13 protein-coding genes are annotated in these 17,658 nt (G+C 73.5%); 8 read left to right on the forward strand and 5 right to left on the reverse strand.

The window, feature by feature from the left end; all coding sequences use genetic code 11:
* The first annotated feature begins 231 nt into the window (after positions 1-231).
* The 4 genes from PH203_RS11355 (at position 232) to PH203_RS11370 (ending at position 5,007) form a co-directional block, all read left to right on the forward strand.
* Positions 232-1,650, forward strand: a complete 1,419-nt coding sequence (locus PH203_RS11355; RefSeq protein WP_289919350.1) for a HEAT repeat domain-containing protein — start codon at positions 232-234, stop codon at positions 1,648-1,650.
* A 158-nt stretch (positions 1,651-1,808) separates the two neighbouring features.
* On the forward strand, positions 1,809-2,942 hold the full coding sequence (locus PH203_RS11360; protein ID WP_289919352.1) for a glycosyltransferase family 1 protein: 1,134 nt from the start codon (positions 1,809-1,811) through the stop codon (positions 2,940-2,942).
* The gene (locus PH203_RS11365; RefSeq protein WP_289919354.1) at positions 2,939-4,111 is read left to right on the forward strand and encodes a glycosyltransferase; all 1,173 of its coding nucleotides are present in this window, start codon (positions 2,939-2,941) and stop codon (positions 4,109-4,111) included. Before PH203_RS11360 ends, PH203_RS11365 begins: the two co-directional genes overlap by 4 nt.
* Entirely contained in the window at positions 4,108-5,007 is a 900-nt protein-coding gene (locus PH203_RS11370) for an SGNH/GDSL hydrolase family protein (RefSeq protein WP_289919355.1), read from the forward strand. Before PH203_RS11365 ends, PH203_RS11370 begins: the two co-directional genes overlap by 4 nt.
* 86 nt (positions 5,008-5,093) lie before the next feature.
* Here the strand turns inward: PH203_RS11370 and PH203_RS11375 are convergent, their stop codons facing one another.
* From PH203_RS11375 to PH203_RS11395, 5 genes are read right to left on the reverse strand one after another with little or no spacing between them, the layout of a single operon-like run.
* Entirely contained in the window at positions 5,094-5,963 is an 870-nt protein-coding gene (locus PH203_RS11375; protein WP_289919357.1) for a biotin-dependent carboxyltransferase family protein, read from the reverse strand.
* Positions 5,960-6,577: an allophanate hydrolase subunit 1 gene (locus tag PH203_RS11380; RefSeq protein ID WP_289919463.1), complete on the reverse strand. Its 618-nt coding sequence runs from the start codon at positions 6,575-6,577 to the stop codon at positions 5,960-5,962. The genes PH203_RS11375 and PH203_RS11380 overlap by 4 nt, the downstream gene beginning before the upstream one ends.
* A 2-nt stretch (positions 6,578-6,579) precedes the next feature.
* The gene (locus PH203_RS11385; protein WP_289919359.1) at positions 6,580-7,338 is read right to left on the reverse strand and encodes a 5-oxoprolinase subunit PxpA; all 759 of its coding nucleotides are present in this window, start codon (positions 7,336-7,338) and stop codon (positions 6,580-6,582) included.
* Positions 7,339-7,382: 44 nt separating this feature from the next.
* The gene (locus PH203_RS11390; RefSeq protein WP_289919360.1) at positions 7,383-8,204 is read right to left on the reverse strand and encodes a putative hydro-lyase; all 822 of its coding nucleotides are present in this window, start codon (positions 8,202-8,204) and stop codon (positions 7,383-7,385) included.
* The gene (locus PH203_RS11395; protein ID WP_289919364.1) at positions 8,201-9,496 is read right to left on the reverse strand and encodes an MFS transporter; all 1,296 of its coding nucleotides are present in this window, start codon (positions 9,494-9,496) and stop codon (positions 8,201-8,203) included. The genes PH203_RS11390 and PH203_RS11395 overlap by 4 nt, the downstream gene beginning before the upstream one ends.
* Before the next feature lie 195 nt (positions 9,497-9,691).
* Here PH203_RS11395 and PH203_RS11400 point away from each other — a divergent pair, with 195 nt between their 5' ends.
* The 4 genes from PH203_RS11400 to PH203_RS11415 all read left to right on the forward strand — a co-directional run bounded on the left by PH203_RS11400 (position 9,692) and on the right by PH203_RS11415 (position 17,647).
* On the forward strand, positions 9,692-10,387 hold the full coding sequence (locus PH203_RS11400) for a GntR family transcriptional regulator (protein ID WP_289919366.1): 696 nt from the start codon (positions 9,692-9,694) through the stop codon (positions 10,385-10,387).
* Positions 10,388-10,478: 91 nt separating this feature from the next.
* A complete protein-coding gene (locus PH203_RS11405; protein ID WP_289919371.1) occupies positions 10,479-12,005 on the forward strand; it encodes a hypothetical protein in 1,527 nt (508 codons plus the stop codon).
* Positions 12,006-12,036: 31 nt separating this feature from the next.
* A complete protein-coding gene (locus PH203_RS11410) occupies positions 12,037-12,921 on the forward strand; it encodes a hypothetical protein (protein WP_289919373.1) in 885 nt (294 codons plus the stop codon).
* Positions 12,922-12,958: 37 nt separating this feature from the next.
* Positions 12,959-17,647 carry a hypothetical protein gene (locus PH203_RS11415; RefSeq protein WP_289919375.1) on the forward strand — a complete coding sequence of 1,563 codons (4,689 nt, stop codon included), beginning with the start codon at positions 12,959-12,961 and terminating at the stop codon, positions 17,645-17,647.
* The last annotated feature ends 11 nt before the right edge of the window (positions 17,648-17,658 follow it).

Consider the following 17,658-nt stretch of genomic DNA (forward strand, 5'->3'; position numbering starts at 1 on the left):
CGGCAGATGTAAGTGCCGAGTCATCATGACGTCGTGATTCACGGACGCGATGGCTGGGCAGGTGTTGCCGCACCGCGCGGGCCGTGATGCGGTCCGCATGGGCCACCGACGAGAGGCAGAGGAAAATGGTCTACAGCAAGCAGGAAACGGCGGGCGCCCCGACGTGTTGTCACGCGGCCAGGTGAAGCAGGACCCCCGGTTGCGTCGACGCTTGATGTGAGGCTGTTTCCCATGTTCGAACCGGTCATAGCGCCCAGTGGCACGCTGCTCGGCCTGCTTCAGCGGGGCCGCGGCGACGGCACACTGCACGCGCTCACCGCCCCGCGCGCCGAAGCGCTCGCGGCCCTGAACCACTGTGTGCTGCGGGACCCCCGCCACGACTGGCAGGTGGAGAACCGCTCCCTTTACTACGCCCGTCTCTACCTCGACCTCAACGGCGAGCTGGACGAGATCGAGGCCCACCTCTTCGACGTCGAGGACCACTTCGACGACGAGGAGTCACGCACGGGCCTCGCCCTGGCGGTCCTCGGGCACCTCGCCTCCTACGGCAGGCGGGACGCGCTCGAACTGCTGCGCAGGTACGCCGCCACGGGCTCCAACTGGGCCTGGGCCCTGGACGAGCTCGCCCTCAGGGACGACGACGCCGGGCTGCGCGCCCTGGCCGCGCCCGTGCTGGCCCGCTTCGCCACCGACGCCGAGGGTGAGGCCGAACTGGCCGCCACCGTGCGCGACTCCTTCGAACCACGGCCCTGGCGGCTGTGGGCGGAGGATCCGCGCGAATCCATCGCCACGCGCGTGCGTGCCGCTCAGGAGGCCGGCTGTTTCGACCGCTGGCAACGCCAGATGCGACCCAGTGGACCCCGTCCGGGGTGGAGCGTGCGGGCGGTCTTCGAGTGGGCCGAGCAGGGCGTCGAACGCGGCGCCGCGCTCCATGTGCCCGCCGCCCGCTGCCTCATGGCCGTCGCCGGCCCCGAGGACCGGGCCGAGATCGTCGCCGCCGCCAAGGACGGCACCGAGGGCGCCCGCTGTACGGCCTTGCGCTACCTCGCCGATGGCAATGATCCGGATGCCCTCGATCTGATCGAGGCGGCCGTGGTCACCGGATCGGCGCCGGTCATGGAGGCCGCCGTCGACGCCTTCGAACGGATGTGCAGTGTCGCCGCCGTGGACCGCGCACGGAGCTGGGCCCACCGGCCCGATCAGCTGGGCGCCGCCGCCGGACGCATGCTCGCCTGCCGCGGCGGCGCGAAGGACCGCGACCTGGTCCTCGCGGCCCTGCGCGAGGCCGTACGAGGGGAAGGGCCGGACGCGCCGACCCTGTGGACCCTCGTCGACGGCACCGGACGGCTCGGCATCGCCTGCGCCGCCCCGGTGCTCCGCCACATCTACCGCGAGACCGCTTCGTCCCATCTGCGCGGCCGGGCCGCCCGGGCCCTCGCCGCCACCGACCCCTCCTTCCCCACCGGCTTCGCCGTCGAGTGCCTCTGGGACTGCGAGGAGACCACCCGCGAGATCGCCGCCCGGCACGCCGAGACCGGTGACGCCCGGGTCGTGGAACAGCTGCGCCGCCTCGCCGCCGATCCGGCCGAGGAAGCAGAGGTCCAGACAGCCGTCCGCAGCCGCATCGGACCGGACGCGACCACCATGTGAACGCATACCTCCAGGGTGAACTCGGGGTGACCCGCGGGTCAGGCGGGCATGGACACGGCCTGACCTGCGCGGGTGTGGGAGGGAACGCTCATGGGACGTTCCCCCTTCGGAAAGATCCACTTTGACGCGAGCACGTCCAGCGCGGCGACAACACCGGTATGCGTGTCGTCATCGTGACTGAATCCTTTCCCCCCGATGTGAACGGCGTGGCCCACTGCGCGCTCCAGACCGCCCGGCACCTCGTGGATCGCGGTCACTCTCCGCTCGTCGTCGCGCCGGCCACCGCCGCCGGTACCGGGCCGGGGGCCGATTCCCTCGCGCCCTGCCCTGTCGTCCGAGTCCCCTCCCTACCGCTTCCGGGCTATCCCCAGGTCCGCGTCGCCCTCCCCAGCCGACGCGTCGCCGCGGCCATCACCGAGCACCGCGCCGACATCGTCCACCTGGCCAGCCCCTTCGTCCTCGGCGTGCGCGGCATGGCCGCCGCCGCCCGGCTCGGCATCCCCGCCGTGGCCGTCTACCAGACCGACCTCGCGGGCTACGCCCGCACCTATGTGCACGCCGGTGAAGCGGCCGCTTGGCGCCGCATCCGCTCCGTCCACGCCGCCGCCAACCTCACCCTCGCCCCGTCCAGCGCCGCCCTGCACGACCTGGAGTCCCACGGCGTCCCCCGGGTCAAGCTCTGGCCGCGCGGCGTGGACACCGTCCGCTTCCGCCCCGCGCTGCGCGACGAGAACCTGCGCCGCGAACTCGCCCCGAACGGCGAGCTGATCGTCGGCTATGTCGGGCGGCTCGCCCCCGAGAAGCAGGTCGAGCTCCTGGCCGGCGTGTGCGGCCTGGAGGGCGTCCGCGTCGTGGTGGTGGGCGACGGGCCGAGCGAGCCCCAGCTCCAGGAGTCCTTGCCGGGCGCGGTCTTCCTGGGCCGCCGTACCGGCGACGAACTCGCCCGGATCTTCGCCTCCTTGGACGTCTTCGCGCACACTGGTCCCTTCGAGACCTTCTGCCAGACCGTGCAGGAGGCCATGGCCAGCGGGGTGCCCGTCGTCGCGCCCGCCGCCGGCGGCCCGCTGGACCTGGTCGCCCACGGGCGCACCGGCCTGCTGGTCCCGCCGCGCGACGCGGCCGCCGTACGGGACGCCGTGTGGGCCCTGGCCGCCGACCCCGGCCTGCGGGCCGCCTACGGCTCCGCGGCGCGCGCCACGGTCGAGGGCCGCACCTGGGCCGCCGTCGGCGACCAGCTGATCGGCCACTACGCGAGCGTGCTCGCGGGGCGGCGGACGGCGGTGGCGGCATGAGCGCCTCGCGGATGGACGCCGGCGCGCCTTCGCTGCGGATCGTGCGCCTGGCGAACTTCGTCGCGCCCGCCTCGGGCGGTCTGCGCACCGCGCTGCGCGAGCTGGGCAAGGGATACCGGGCGGCCGGACACGAGTCCGTGCTGGTCGTGCCGGGCGAGCGGGTGAGCGACGTCCAGACCGAGCAGGGGCGCGTGATCACCCTGCCCGGTCCGCTGCTGCCCGGCACCGGCGGCTACCGCGTGCTCGCCGACAAGCGGCGGGTGGCCCGGCTGCTGGAGGAACTGGCGCCGGACCGCCTGGAGGTCTCCGACCGCACGACGCTCAGGTGGACCGGCAGGTGGGCCCGGCGGGCCCGGGTGCCCGCCGTGATGGTCTCCCACGAGACCGCCGACGGAGTACTGCGCACCTGGGGCGTTCCGGAAGGCGCGGCCCGGAGGGCTGCCGATGCCCTCAACGTCCGTACGGCACACACGTACGCGCGCGTGGTGTGCACCACCGAGTTCGCCGAGCGCGAGTTCGTGCGGATCGGGGCACGCAATGTCGTACGGGCCCCGCTGGGCGTCGATCTGGTCGAACGGCACCCCGCGCTGGCCGACCCGGGGCTGCGGGCCCGCTACGCGCGCGAGGACGAGACGCTGCTCGTGACGTGCACCCGGCTGTCGGTGGAGAAACGGCCCGGCACGGCCCTGGACGCCCTGGAGGCGCTCGTACGGCGCGGGCGGCGGGCGGTGCTGGTGGTGGCCGGGGACGGCCCGCTGCGGGCACGGCTGGAGCACCGGGCGCGCGAGCGCGGCCTGCCGGTCGTCTTCCTCGGGCACGTCTCCGACCGCGGGCTCCTCGGGGCACTCCAGGCCTCAGCTGACGTGTGCCTGGCTCCGGGGCCCGCTGAAACGTTCGGGCTCGCCGCGCTGGAGGCGATGGCGTGCGGTACGCCCGTCGTGGCGAGCGCGTCTTCCGCGTTGCCCGAGGTGATCGGGTCCGCGGGGGCCGTCGCGGCGGATCACGGGGGTGCGTTCGCGGACGCCGTGGAGATGCTGCTGGAACGGCCGCCGGGCGACCGGCGCAGCGCCGCACGCGCGCGTGCGGAGTGCTTCGGATGGCGTGCGGCGGTGGAGGCGTTCCTCGCCGCGCACGACGTGCCGGTTTCCGTGCCCGAGGGCGTGCGATGAGACCCGTTCGGTTCGTCGCCCTCGGTGACTCGCTCACCGAGGGCGTGGGTGATCCCGTCGGGGAGGGGTGGCGGGGATGGGCCGCGCTGCTTGCCGGTGGGCTCGGCGGTGATCTTGGTGACGGTTCTGGTGAGGGGCCTGGTGAGGGGCCTGGTGGCGGGGCCTCCTCCGGGGCCGTGGAGTTCACCAATCTCGCGGTGAGCGGTGCACAGACCCGCGACGTGCTGGAGCGGCAGCTGCCCGTCGGGCTCGCGTTGCGGCCGGATGTCGTGTCCGTGGTGGTCGGAGTCAATGACACTCTTCGCTGCACCTTCGACATCCACGCGGTGGCCTCGCGGCTCGATGCCGTGTACTCCGCCTTCGCCGCGCAGGGGGCGGTGATCCTCACGGCCTGTCTGCCGGATCCGGGGGCGATGCTCGGGCTGCCGGGGGCGTTGGCGCGGCCGCTGGCCCGGCGTCAGCGGGCGGTCAACACGGTCGTGCACGCGCTGTCCGAGCGGTACGGGGCGGTGCATCTGCATGCCGCCGAGGGGGCCTGGCTCATGGACCGGGCCATGTGGAGCGCGGATCGGCTGCATCCGGGAGAGCGGGGACATCGGCAGCTGGCCGTGCGGTTTCACGCGTTGCTGGTGGAGGCGGGGCTCGCGACAGGGGCCGCGCCCTCGGCCGAGCCCGAGTTTCCCGTTCCCACCAAGTCCGCGAGCCTGTGGTGGCTGGCCACGGCGGGGACGGGGTGGGTGGCTCGGCGGTGTACGGATCTGTTGCCGCAGTTGTTGACGCTGGCGGTGGATGAGATGCGGCATCGGGCTCGGGGGACGAGTGCGGGGCTTGACTTGCGGGCGGCTGCTTCGGTCTCGGCGGCTTTGGCTGCTCTGTCTGTGGCTGAGGCGGCGTGAGCGTCTTCGTCTGCGGGTGCGTGGGGGCTGGTCGCGCTCACGCGGCGGTAGCCGCACATCGACACAGCCCCGCCCCCCTGAGCCTGTTATCGCCTGCCTACTTCTGTGAAGCGCACCGGAGTGCCTGGTACGGCCTGGGCCGCTGCTGCGAGGTCCTGGGTGCGGACCACCGCGATCACCGGGTAGCCCCCGGTCGTCGGATGGTCCGCCAGGAACACCACCGGGCGGCCGTCCGGTGGGACCTGGATCGCGCCCAACACCATGCCCTCGCTCGGGAGTTCGCCCGGGACCGCCCGTTCCAGAGCCGGGCCCTCCGTGCGCAGGCCGATGCGGTTGCTCGCGGGGGACACGCGATAGGTGCGGGACATGAAGGTGCGGAGCGCCTCGCGCGTGAACCAGTCGTCGCGGGGGCCCGGCGTCACCCGTAGGACCAGTTCCGCCGGGGGCGCCGGCTGGGGAGCGACGTCCACGCGCGCGTGGAGCTCCGTCGGGGTGCCCAGAGGCAGGACCGCGCCGTCCGTCAGGGGTGGGGGGCCCAGGCCTGACAGAAGGTCTGTGGAGCGGCTGCCCAGGACCGGGTCGACGGTGATGCCGCCGGAGACGGCCACATAGGTGCGCAGGCCGGAGATGGCGGTGCCGATGTCCAGGACGGCGCCTGCGGGGACCAGGACCGGCGCTCCCCAGGGGGCCGGGCGGCCGTCCACCGTGACCGGGCAGGGGGCGCCGCCGACGGCGGCGGTGACCGTCGAGCGGGGGCGTACGGCACAGCCGTTGAGGGTGGTCTCCAGGACGGCCGCCTCCGGCGGATTGCCGACCAGGCGGTTGACGAGCGTCGCCGCAGGGCCGTCCAGGGCTCCCGAGCGGGGGACACCCAGGTGGGCGTGGCCCGGGCGGCCCCGGTCCTGCACCGTCGTCAGGGCGCCCGCTCGTACGACGGCGAGCGCGCGGTCCGTCATGCCGCACCCACCGGAAGGAACTTCACGCGCGTGCCCGGCGACAGCAGAGCGGCCGGCACGCGCGCGTGGTCCCACAGAACCGTGTCCGTGGTGCCGATCAGCTGCCAGCCGCCCGGGGACGAGCGGGGGTACACGCCCGTGTAGGGGCCCGCGAGGGCTACCGAACCGGGTGGGACGGAGGTGCGTGGAGTCGCTCGGCGCGGGACGTCGTAGTGGGCGGGCAGGCCCGTGAGGTAGCCGAAACCGGGGGCGAAACCGCAGAAGGCCACGGTGAATTCGGTGTTCGCGTGGATGCGGGCCACCTCGTGGGGTGCCACGCCCCAGTGGGCGGCGACGTCGGCCAGGTCCGGGCCGTCGTAGCGCACGGGGAGTTCGACGACGTCACGCGCGCGTGGGGGAGCGGGCGCTACGGCGGAGGCGGTCAGTTCGCCGGCCAGTCGGGCCGGGTCGGTGAGGCCGTCGAGGAGGACCGTGCGGGCCGCGGGGACGATCTCGGTCGCGGCCAGCGAGCCCTCCGCGCGGCGCCGCACCAGCTCCGCGTGGAGGGCCCGGGCCTCCTCGTCCGAGGAGACCTCGACGAGCAGTGCGCCGTCGCCGACGGGCAGCGCCCTCATGCTCATGCGAAGGCCTCCACGCGGACGCCCGACTCCGCCAGCCGCGCCCGGACCCGGCGGGCCAGCTCCACGGCGCCCGGTGTGTCCCCGTGCAGACACAGCGAGCGCGCGCGGACCTCGATGCGCGTCCCGGAGTGCGAGGTGACGGCCCCGTCCCGGGCGAGTCCCACCGAGCGCTCCACGACGGCCGCCGGATCGGTGACCACGGCACCCTCCTCGCCGCGCGGCACCAGTCGGCCCTCCTCGGTGTAGGCGCGGTCCGCGAAGGCTTCCGTGACCACCGGGAGGCCCGCCTTGCCTGCCAGTTCCAGCAGGCGGGAGCCCGGCAGGCCGAGCACCGGCAGGGCCGGGTCCGCCAGGAGCACGCCGTCGACGACCGCGCCGGCCTGCTCCTCGTCGTGCACGACCCGGTTGTAGAGCGCGCCGTGCGGCTTGACGTACGACACGCGCGTGCCCGCCGCGCGCGCGAAGACCTCCAGGGCGCCGATCTGGTACGCCACCTCGGCCGCCAGTTCGGCGGGCGGCACGTCCATCGCGCGCCGCCCGAACCCGGCCAGGTCCCGGTAGGAGACCTGGGCGCCGATCCGTACGCCGCGCTCGGCCGCCAGCTCGCACACCCGCCGCATGGTGGCCGCGTCCCCGGCGTGGAAGCCACAGGCCACATTGGCGCTGGTGACGACCGACAGCAGCTGTTCGTCGTCGGTGAGCTGCCAGCGGCCGAAGCCCTCGCCGAGGTCGGCGTTGAGATCGATCGAGGTCATGGAACTTCCGTGTCTCCTTCTCGGACCCTTGCGTGAGCCGTCGTTCAGGCCACGCGGTACTGCTGGTCGCGCGCGTCGGTGAGAAACATCTGGCCCGGCGCGTGGGTGATGGCGAACGGCGGGCGCGAGGCCATCACCGCGGCCTGCGGGGTCACCCCGCAGGCCCAGAACACCGGGATGTCGTCCGGCGCGAGCTCCACCGGATCACCGAAGTCGGGGCTCTCCAGGTCGAAGATGCCCAGGGTCGACGGGTCGCCGCAGTGGACGGGGCCGCCGTGCACCGCCGGGAGCAGACTGCTCTCCCGGATCGCCGCCGACAGATGCTGCGGCGGCACCGGGCGCATCGACACCACCATCGGGCCGTGCAGGCGTCCCGCCGGGCGGCACTGCCAGCTGGTCTCGTACATCGGGACGTTGCGACCCTGCTCCAGGTGCCGGAGCGGGACGCCCGCCTCGCTCAGCGCCCACTCGAAGGTGAAGCTGCAGCCGATCAGGAACGACACCAGGTCCTCGCGCCAGTGCGCCCGGACGTCGGTCGGCTCGTCCACCAGTTCGCCGTCCTGCCACACCCGGTAGCGCGGCAGATCGGTGCGCAGATCGGCGCCCTCGGCCAGCACGGTCGTGTGCGAACCGGCGTCCGTGACGTCGAGCACCGGGCAGGGCTTCGGGTTGCGCTGGCAGAACAGCAGCATGTCGTACGCCCAGTCCGCGGGCACCGAGATCAGGTTGACCTGGGTGTGGCCCGCCGCGACCCCCGCGGTGGGGCCGGTCAGGCCCGCCCGGAAGCGGTTCCGGGCGTTCCGCGGGCTCCACGCGTGCGCGTGCTCGTCGACGAGGGTCAGGGAGCGGTCTTCCGTACGGTTCACGCGAGCTCCTTTCCACGCGTCTCCGGCAGGCCGAGAAGAGCCAGCGCGGCGATGCCGTAACCGATCGCGCCGAAGACCAGCGCACCGCCCACGCCCCAGCTGTCGGCCAGGAAGCCGACCGTGGTGGGGAAGACGGCGCCGACGGCGCGTCCTGCGTTGTACGTGAAGCCCTGTCCCGTGCCGCGCACCGCCGTCGGGTACAGCTCGGCCAGGAAGGAGCCGAAGCCGCTGAAGATCGCCGACATGCAGAACCCGAGCGGGAAGCCGAGCACCAGGAGCAGGGTGTTGGAGCCCTCCGGGATGTTGCCGTACGCCAGGATGCAGAGGGCGGAGAGCAGGGCGAAGAGCCAGATGTTGCGGCGGCGGCCCAGGCGGTCCGTGAGGTAGCCGCCGGTCAGGTAGCCGAGGAAGGCTCCGGAGATCAGGAACGTCAGATAGCCGCCGGTGCCGACGACCGACAGACCGCGATCGCTCTTGAGGTACGTCGGGACCCAGGTGGCGAGCGTGTAGTAGCCGCCCTGGACGCCGGTGGAGAGCAGGCCCGCGAAGATCGTCGTCCGCAGCAGGCCGGGCTTGAAGATCGTGGTGAAGGAGGTCTGTCCGGCGCTCTTCTCGCGGACCGCGACGGCCTCGGGCGCGTCCTGCACACGGCGGCGCATCCAGACGATGAGCAGGGCGGGCAGGGCGCCCGTCCAGAACATCACGCGCCAGGCGGTGCCGTCGTCGAAGACCGAGAAGACCAGCGTGTAGACGATCACGGCCAGACCCCAGCCGACCGCCCACGAGCTCTGGATCACGCCGAGCGTGCGGCCCCGGTGCTTCGCGCTCGCGTACTCGGCGACCAGGATCGCGCCGACCGCCCACTCGCCGCCGAAGCCGAGACCCTGGAGGGCGCGGAAGACCAGCAGCGACTCGAAGTTGGGGGCGAAGCCGCAGGCGACGGTGAAGACCGCGTAGGTGATCACCGTGATCATCAGGGCCCGGACCCGGCCGACCCGGTCGGCCAGTACGCCCGCGAGGGCCCCGCCGACGCCGGAGGCCAGCAGGGTGACGGTGGTGAAGAGGCCGGTCTGGCCGCTGTCCAGGCCGAAGTACGCGGCCAGCGCGACCATGCTGAGCGGCAGCGTGAAGTAGTCGTACGAGTCGAGGGCATAGCCGCCGAACGCGCCGGCGAAGGCGCGGCGGCCGCGCGGACCGAGAGCGCGGAACCAGGCCAACGCCCCGTCGTCGGCGGGGCGTTCGTCGGTCGTGGGGTGAGCGGAGAGGGCCTGCTGTGGAGGAGTCGTGCTCATGTGCACCTCGCAGTGGGAGGACGGAGGGTGCGGGACTGAGCCGTGCGGTGCGGGAACGGGCGGTGCCGTGGGGTGCGGGAACGAGGGGTGCCGTGGGGTGCGGTGTCGTGCGGTTCGTAGCAAGGTAGAGGATCGTTGAACGATCCTTCAATACCCCTGTTGTTTCGTTCTCGTGTCTGCGGTTGAATTCCGGGCATGGCAGAGCAGCTGACCGGACTGGCCGACGACCGGGCCCTCCTGGGCCGCACCAGCACCGCGGAACGGGTCGCGGACATCCTCAGAAGCCGCATCGCCGAGGGCTATTTCCCGCCCGGCACCCGGCTGTCGGAGGACAGCATCGGAGGGGCGCTCGGGGTGTCCCGCAACACACTGCGCGAGGCGTTCCGGCTGCTCACGCATGAACGCCTGCTCGTCCACGAGCTCAACCGGGGCGTCTTCGTCCGGGTCCTCACGGTCGAGGACGTCGAGGACATCTACCGCACCCGGCGCCTCGTCGAGTGCGCGGTGGTGCGAGGGCTGGGCGAGCCGCCGTACGCCGGGGACGGGCTCGCGGACGCCGTCGCCGCCGGGCAGCGGGCGGTGCGTGAAGGTGACTGGAAAGCGTTGGGTACCGCCAACATCCACTTCCACCGGGAGCTGGTCGCGCTGGCGGGGAGCGAGCGCACGGACGAGCTGATGCGGAGCGTCTTCGCCGAACTCCGCCTCGCCTTCCACGTCGTCGACGACCCCAAGGCCCTGCACGAGCCGTACCTGGCGCGGAACCAGCAGATCCTGCAGGCCCTGGAGGCGGGCGACAAGGCGGCGGCCGAGAAGCTGCTCGCGACGTACCTCGACGACTCGCTGGAGCGAGTGGTCGAGGTGTACCGGCGGCGGGTGGGCGAGGACGGCTAGCGTCCTGAACGCATCGGTGTCCCGGCCGTGACGCGGGGTCGCTTCTGTGACGTTTGGGTCGTTGTCAGACCGAGGCTCTAGTCTGTGCAGCGTGACTTCGCCTGCAACGACGGACAGTGTTCCGCCCCAGCTCAGCGCGGGGCCGCGCCCCGCACCGGGCCCGGCCGCCGACGAGGGACTGGCGCGGCGGCTGCGCGCGCTCGCGTGCACCGCGCCGCTGCACGACCTCGACGCACGCAAGGCGAACCTCGCGGGTGAGTACTCGGTGTACGGCATGGCCGAGGTGGCCCTCTCCGCCATCGATCTGGTCACCCTGAACATGGACTTCGACACCGGCGCCGACCACGACCAGATCGTCGCCCGCCTCATCCCGCGCATCGCCGCCCAGGCCCCGCAGCGACCCGTCGCCGAGCATGAGCGCGTGGCCCGCTGGGTGCTGGAGAACCTGATCAACGTCGGCAGCGTGGACCGCGGCTTCCGGGCGGTCTACGGCACTTTCACGACGGACGGCACATATGTCCGGCGCGACTACGACTTCAAGCTGATCGAGGAGGTGCCCGGGCCCGGCGGCTCCGTGTATCTCCGCACGACCGACGAGGCGGTCAACGTCCTCGTCGGCGCCCTCGACACCGACGTCACCAGCGCCCAGATCGCCGCCGAGGTCAAGCTGGAGGTGCTGATCAGCCGCGGCCGCCTCGCCGACGCCCAACTGGCCGCCGAACAGGCCCGGTACCGGACCGTGCAGTACTCGGAGACACTGCGCCGGGCCCTGGACGCCACCCGTCGCAACGTCCGGGCGGTGGACTGGCTCAACGCCGTGCCCGACATGATCACCGAGGCGCTCGACCACGTGGCCGACCGCTATCGGCACGAGAACGCGATCCTCACCAACATCCGCAAGGCGCGGGACGAGTCGGAGGACGCCGAGCAGAAGCGGCGGGCCGCCGAACTCGTCGACATCGTCAAGGACTGCATCCGGCGGCACACGCAGCTGCAGTCCCGGCTGTTGGAGGCGGGGCCGCTCTTCCGCGCGGAGCAGGACCGGCAGGCCTTCGCCACGCCCATGACGACATCGGGGATAGACCTCTACGGGCACCTGGTCTCGCCCCTGCTGCCGCTGCCCCTGGAGCAGGCGGTCCGGGTCACCGACGCGTTCTTCGCGCGCGGGACCGGGTTGCGTACGCCGGTGTCAGTCCGGGTCGGTGACCTCGTCGACATACTGCTGACCCCGCCGGTGGAGCGGGAGCACCTCGGCGCGGAGATGCCGGAACCGGACCTCATCGCCACGCCGGACGACAGCCGGTTCAGCGCGGAGCAGCTGGCCTCGGCGATGGAGCTGCTGGATCTGCCCGCGGACGCGCCGCGGCGGCTGTCCGGGCTGCTGGCGGAGGCTCGGCGGCAGGACCCCGATCTGCCGTACCTGGTGGCTCTGTTGGCCGTGCACGCGGCAAGCCCCGCGGTGGGCACCGCCTATCGGCAGGGCGAGGAGAAGCTCCTGTTCGCCGTGGACGACGGGACCGAGCTGGACGATCCCGAGTTCGGCGGGGCGGATCTCATCGTCGGGACGGCCTTGCTGGACGCGGTCGGGATGGCGGCGGACAGGACGGAAGCAGCATGAGTCGAGGAACAGTGGACCGAGGAGACCGACCGTGACCGAGCACGTCGAGTGGAGTGAGCCGGAAGCCGGGCCCGCCCCCGTTTCCGCCGCCGTCACACCCGCCGACGCCGCCGACGCGGCTCGGCTAGTCGCCTTCGGCCTTCAGCCCAAGCTGCAGCCCGCCCGCGACCAGGAGTACACCGAGCTGCTGCGGCGCTACCGCGAGGACCCGCCGTTCGCACGGCTCGCCGATGCCGTGGCCGCCGGGCTCGGGCTGGTCGTCCTTGAGGTGTCGCCGCGCGCGGGGATGGCGGTGACCGCCGCCGAGGACTCCGTGTTCGCCGTCCGCATGGGCGACTACGCGCGCCGGACCTCGGCCGACGGCTCCGACCGGTTCCTGCACGGGCTGGCCCACCTCGCCGTCGCCGCCATGGCGTTCCCGCGGCCCGAGGACCTCGCCGACGACGGGTACATCGGGCGGGTCAGCGTCAATGGCGTCGACGCCTTCGTCCGGCAGGCCTGCCGGCGGCTGGAGGAGCGGGCCGAGGAGGTGGGCGAGAACACCGACCCCGCCACCGACGCGCCCGGACTCGAGTCGGCCTGGCGGATCTGGATGAGACGCAGCGCGACCGGCGCCACCAAGGACGCCCGCAGACTCGCCGGTTCGACGACCGGCATCGTCGGCAAGGCCGTCGCCTTCCTCACCGACTCCGGATTCCTGCAGCGCACCGGCGACGACAACGGCGGCACGTACCGGACCACGGCCCGCTACCAGCTCCAGGTACGGGACATGGCCGGCAGCGCCGCCATGGCCGAGCTGCTGGAACTGGGCGTCGTCCCGGTCACCGACGGCACCCCGACGCTGCTGCCCGCCGAGGACACCGAGGAACTGGTGGCCGACGCCGGCCTGCCGTTCCACACGGCCTCCTCGAACTGAACTCCCCCCACCTGCCGAAGACTTACGAGAGTCCGCCATGTACGAGCTGTCCCGGGTCCGCCTCTACTCCATCGGTCCCGCCGGTGCGCGCTACGCCGACACCGTGCTGGACCTGCGGGGCGTCGGCGCGGAAGTGCCCGACCCCGCGCCCACCCAGGCGGAGTTCTTCGAGGAGGAGCCCGTCGGCCCGCCGCGCCGCCCCGCGCCCGCCGGAGTGCTCTTCCTGGAGAACGGCGGCGGCAAATCCGTACTGCTCAAGCTGATCTTCTCCGTGATGCTGCCCGGTCACCGCAACACCCTCGGCGGCGCCAGCTCCGGCGTGCTGCGGAAGTTCCTGCTCGCCGACGACTGCGGACACGTGGCACTGGAGTGGCAGCACACCCTGACCGGTGAATGCGTCGTCGTCGGCAAGGTGAGCGAGTGGCGGGGACGGCAGGTCTCCAACGACCCGCGGAAGTTCGCCGAGGCCTGGTACTCCTTCCGGCCCGGGCCGGGCCTGTCCCTGGACAACCTGCCCGTCGCCGAGTCCACCGCCGTACGCCCGGTCGCCGAGGGCGCGTCCGGCGCGCAGGGACGGCGTCGCACGATGAAGGGCTTCCGGGACGCCATCACCGAGGCGGGCAAGGCGTATCCGCACCTGGAGGTCCACTGGGAGGAGATCCACGACCGCTGGATCGAGCACCTCGGCGACCTCGGCCTCGACCCGGAGCTCTTCCGCTACCAGCGGGAGATGAACGCCGACGAGGGTGAGGCCGCCGGCCTGTTCGCGGTGAAGAAGGACTCCGACTTCACCGACCTGCTGCTCCGGGCCGTCACCGACACGCGCGACACCGACGGGCTCGCCGACCTGGTCAGCGGCTTCGGCAACAAGCTGGGCCGGCGTGCCGAGCTGATGGCCGAACGGGACTTCACCGCCGGGTCGGTCGATCTCCTCGGGCGGATCGTCGAGGCCTCCGAGGCGCGCTCACGCGCGCGTGACATCCACGCCGGGGCCGAACGCCGTACACGGACTCTGGCCCGTCGGCTCTCCGCGCGCGGCGCCCAGGAGCGGGTGCGGGCCGCCGACCTCGCCCAGCGGGTCACGGCCGCCGCGTACGCGGTCACGCATGCCGAGGGCTCGCGGGAGCGCAGTGCGCTGATCGCCGCCGAACTCGCCTTCCGGCACGCCTCGCTGGCGCTCGCCGCGGCCGAGAAGTCCGCCGCCGCGCAGAAGCGCGAGCTCGCCGACGCCCGTACGCTGCACTCGGCCTGGCAGGCCGCCGAGGCGGTCCTGCGGCACCGCGCCGCCACCGACCGCGTCGCGCGCGTGTCCGCCGCGATCCAGGAGGCCGAGCGGGACGCGGCCCCCGCGCTGGCCGCCCGCGCCAAGGCCGCCGTCGACCTCGTACGTGCCCTGCATGCGGCCGCGGAGAGCGCCGAGGCCCTCGCCAACGAGGAGGAGGAGAGGTCCGCCGCCCTCCAGGAGACCGGCGAGGCCGCGTACCGGGACTCCACCGCCGCCGCGACCGAGGCGCAGCGCGCCCGCAGTGAGGTCGGGCATCTGCGGCAGCGGCTCACCGAGGTCGAGCAGGAAACCGCTGAGGCCGTGCGGGCCGGCTGGCTCGACGACAGCGCACCCGACGCCGACCCGGCGCGGGCGGCCCTCGCGGCGAGCGACGCCGAGAAGACCGCCGTCGCGGCCTGGGACACCGCGCGTGAGGCGTCCCGGCGGGCCACCGAGCACGCGCGTGAGGCAGGTTCCGCGGAGTCCCGTGCCGAGCTGACGGCGGCGCGTGCGGCTGACGCGGCCACGGCGGCCGAGCGGTCCTACGAGGCCGAGCAGCGGCTCGCCGAGGCCCTGGCGGCGGAACCGCGGCTCGCGGAGCTGCTGAGCCTGACCGAGGCGTCCGGGGGCGGGCACGGGGGAGTGCCGGTGCCTCGGGCGGGGGGCGACGATGCCTCGGGTGGGCGCGACGGGGCCAAGAGGGACGGCTCGGCAGGGCGCGACGGCGCCGATGACACGGCCGACGGCGCCCTCAGCCCTGAGGAACTCGACCGGTTCGCCGATGAGTTGCGCGAGCTGCTCGACACCGCCGTCGCCGCCGCGGAGCGGCACCTCTTCGAACTGCGCACCGCCGCCGCCGACGACTCGCGGATCCTCGGCGCCCTCGGTGACGGCGGGCTGCTGCCGCCCGGCCCGGATGTCCTGGCCACCGTGGAGTTCCTCGGCGAGCACGGCATCCCGGCGCTCCCCGGCTGGCGCTATCTCGCCCAGGCCGTCGACCCCGCCGACCACGCGCGCGTGCTGGCCGCCCGGCCTGAACTGGTCGACGGTGTGATCATCACCGACCCCGACACACACGCGCGTGCCCGTGAGGCGCTGAGCGAGGCGGCACTGCTTCCGCGGTCCGCTGTCGCCGTCGGTACGGCCGCGGCCCTCCTCGCACCGACTCCGGCGGACGGTTCCGGCAGCGAGGCCGTCTTCCTCGTACCGCCGAACCCGGCCATGCACGACGAGCACGCCGCCGACGAGGAGCGGCAGACGCTGCGCGCGCGGGCCACCGAGCGCGACGAGGAGATCCGGGCGCTCGCGGCCCGGCTCGGCAAGGACCGGGAGCTGGTCGCGCGGCTCGCCTCCTGGCGTACCGGCTGTCCGGCCGGACGGCTGGTCGAGCTGGCGCAGACCGCGCATGAGGCGCGCGCGTTCGCCGAGGAGTCGGAGGCCGAGCTGGCCGAGGCGCGGACCGTCAGGGCCGAGGCCGACGAGGCCGCCGCCGAGGCCGCGCAGGTGCGCGACGAGCGCCAGGAGGCCGCGCAGAAGGCCCGGCGGGCCGCCGACGCCCTGGCCGGGCTCGCCTTCCGGCTGCGCGAGCGGGCCGGCTGGCAGGTCAAGCTGCGGGAACTCGCCGACGAGGCCATCGAGTCGGAGGCCCGCGCCCAGGTCTGTCTGGAGCGCGCCCGCGCCGCCGACGAGGACCGGCGTGCCGCCCAGCGGGCCGCCGACGACGCCCGCCGCACCGCGCGTGCGCTGCGCGCCGAGCGCTCGGAGATCGCGGGTGCCCCCGACGACGTACCGGACAGCGGAGCCGACGATCCGAAGGCGTCACTGCCCGCGCTGCGGGAGGCCTACCGGGCGGCCTCGCAGGTGTACGAGAAGGTCGGCGTCGGCGCCGACCTGCGCGCCGAGCAGGCCCGGGCCGAGGGCGACGAGAGCGCGGCCCTCGCGGAGCTGGACCGGCTGAGCAACAAGGTCCGCACCCGCGCGGAACAGCTGCTCCAGTCGCCCGACGGCTCCGACGGCCCGTCCCGGCAGGCCGCCGCCGCCCGTGCCGAGGAGCTGGTGCAGCTCCTGGAGACGCGGATGTCCACCGCGAGCGAGCAGCTCGGCCGCCTGCGCGGCGAGGCCGAGCGGCACGCGCCCGAGGACGGCGAGGCGCACACCGAGTTGTCGGAGGAGCTGGAGCCGCGCGACGCCGAGCACGCGCAGGCGCTGCTGCGTACGGCGACCGCCGAACTCGCCTCCCGAACCGAGGCGTTGACACAGGCCAGGGAGGCGCACGCCGAGCTCCTGGACGCCCACCGCGCCGCCGAGGACGCGGCCGGGGGCTTCGACGAGATCGCCGCGATGCTCCGGGACCTGCTGCGCGAGCATGCGCCGGAGGAGGAGCAGGAGGAGACCGAGGCCTACCCCGGCGGCCCGGAGGAGGCCCGGCAGTCCGCCGCCGAGGCCCGCCGGTCGCTGCGCGGCTGCGCCGCCGACCTGTCCGCCGCGGAGTCCGCCGTGCGGGAGGCGAGCGACGTGCTCGTCCGGCACGCCAACTCCACGCGGTACGAGCAGGTCCGGACCCCGGCGCGGCAGCAGATCCGTGAGCTGCCCGCCTCCGCGCTGCCCGAGCACGCCCAGAAGTGGGCGGACGCCTTCGCTCCCCGACTCCGGGTACTGACGGACGAGTTGGCGCAGCTGGAGCGCAACCGGGACTCGATCGTGGACCGGCTGCGCGGGCTCGTGGAGTCCGCGCTCGCCACCCTGAGGTCGGCCCAGCGGCTGTCCCGGCTGCCCGAGGGGCTCGGCGAGTGGTCCGGCCAGGAGTTCCTGCGGATCCGGTTCGAGGAGCCCGACCAGGCGACACTCACGGAGCGGCTCGGTGAGGTCATCGACGAGGCGACCAGGGCCGCCGTGAAGAAGAACTCCGACCTGCGGCGTGACGGAATGTCCCTGCTGCTGCGGGGAGTCGGGGCCGCGCTGCAGCCCAAGGGGGTCGCGGTCGAGATCCTCAAGCCGGACGCGGTGCTGCGGGCCGAGCGGGTGCCGGTCGGGCAGATGGGCGATGTGTTCTCCGGCGGGCAGCTCCTCACGGCGGCCATCGCCCTGTACTGCACGATGGCCGCGCTGCGGAGCAACGACCGGGGCCGGGACAAGCACCGGCATGCCGGGACACTGTTCCTCGACAACCCCATCGGGCGTGCCAACGCGACGTATCTGCTGGAGCTCCAGCGTGCGGTGTCGGACGCGCTGGGCGTTCAACTCCTGTACACCACCGGCCTGTTCGACACCACGGCGCTCGCGGAGTTCCCGCTGGTGATCCGGCTGCGCAATGACGCCGACCTCAGGGCGGGTCTCAAGTACATCAGCGTCGAGGAGCACCTGCGCCCGGGCCTGCCGCAGCAGCCGCAGGCCGAGGCGGAGGTGCACAGCGAGATCACGGCGACCCGGATGTTCAAGCGCCCGGCGCCGACGGCACCCTGAGGAGGAGTCGG

Origin of the sequence: Streptomyces sp. S.PB5, assembly GCF_030403745.1 — a bacterium.
Taxonomy (GTDB): domain Bacteria; phylum Actinomycetota; class Actinomycetes; order Streptomycetales; family Streptomycetaceae; genus Streptomyces.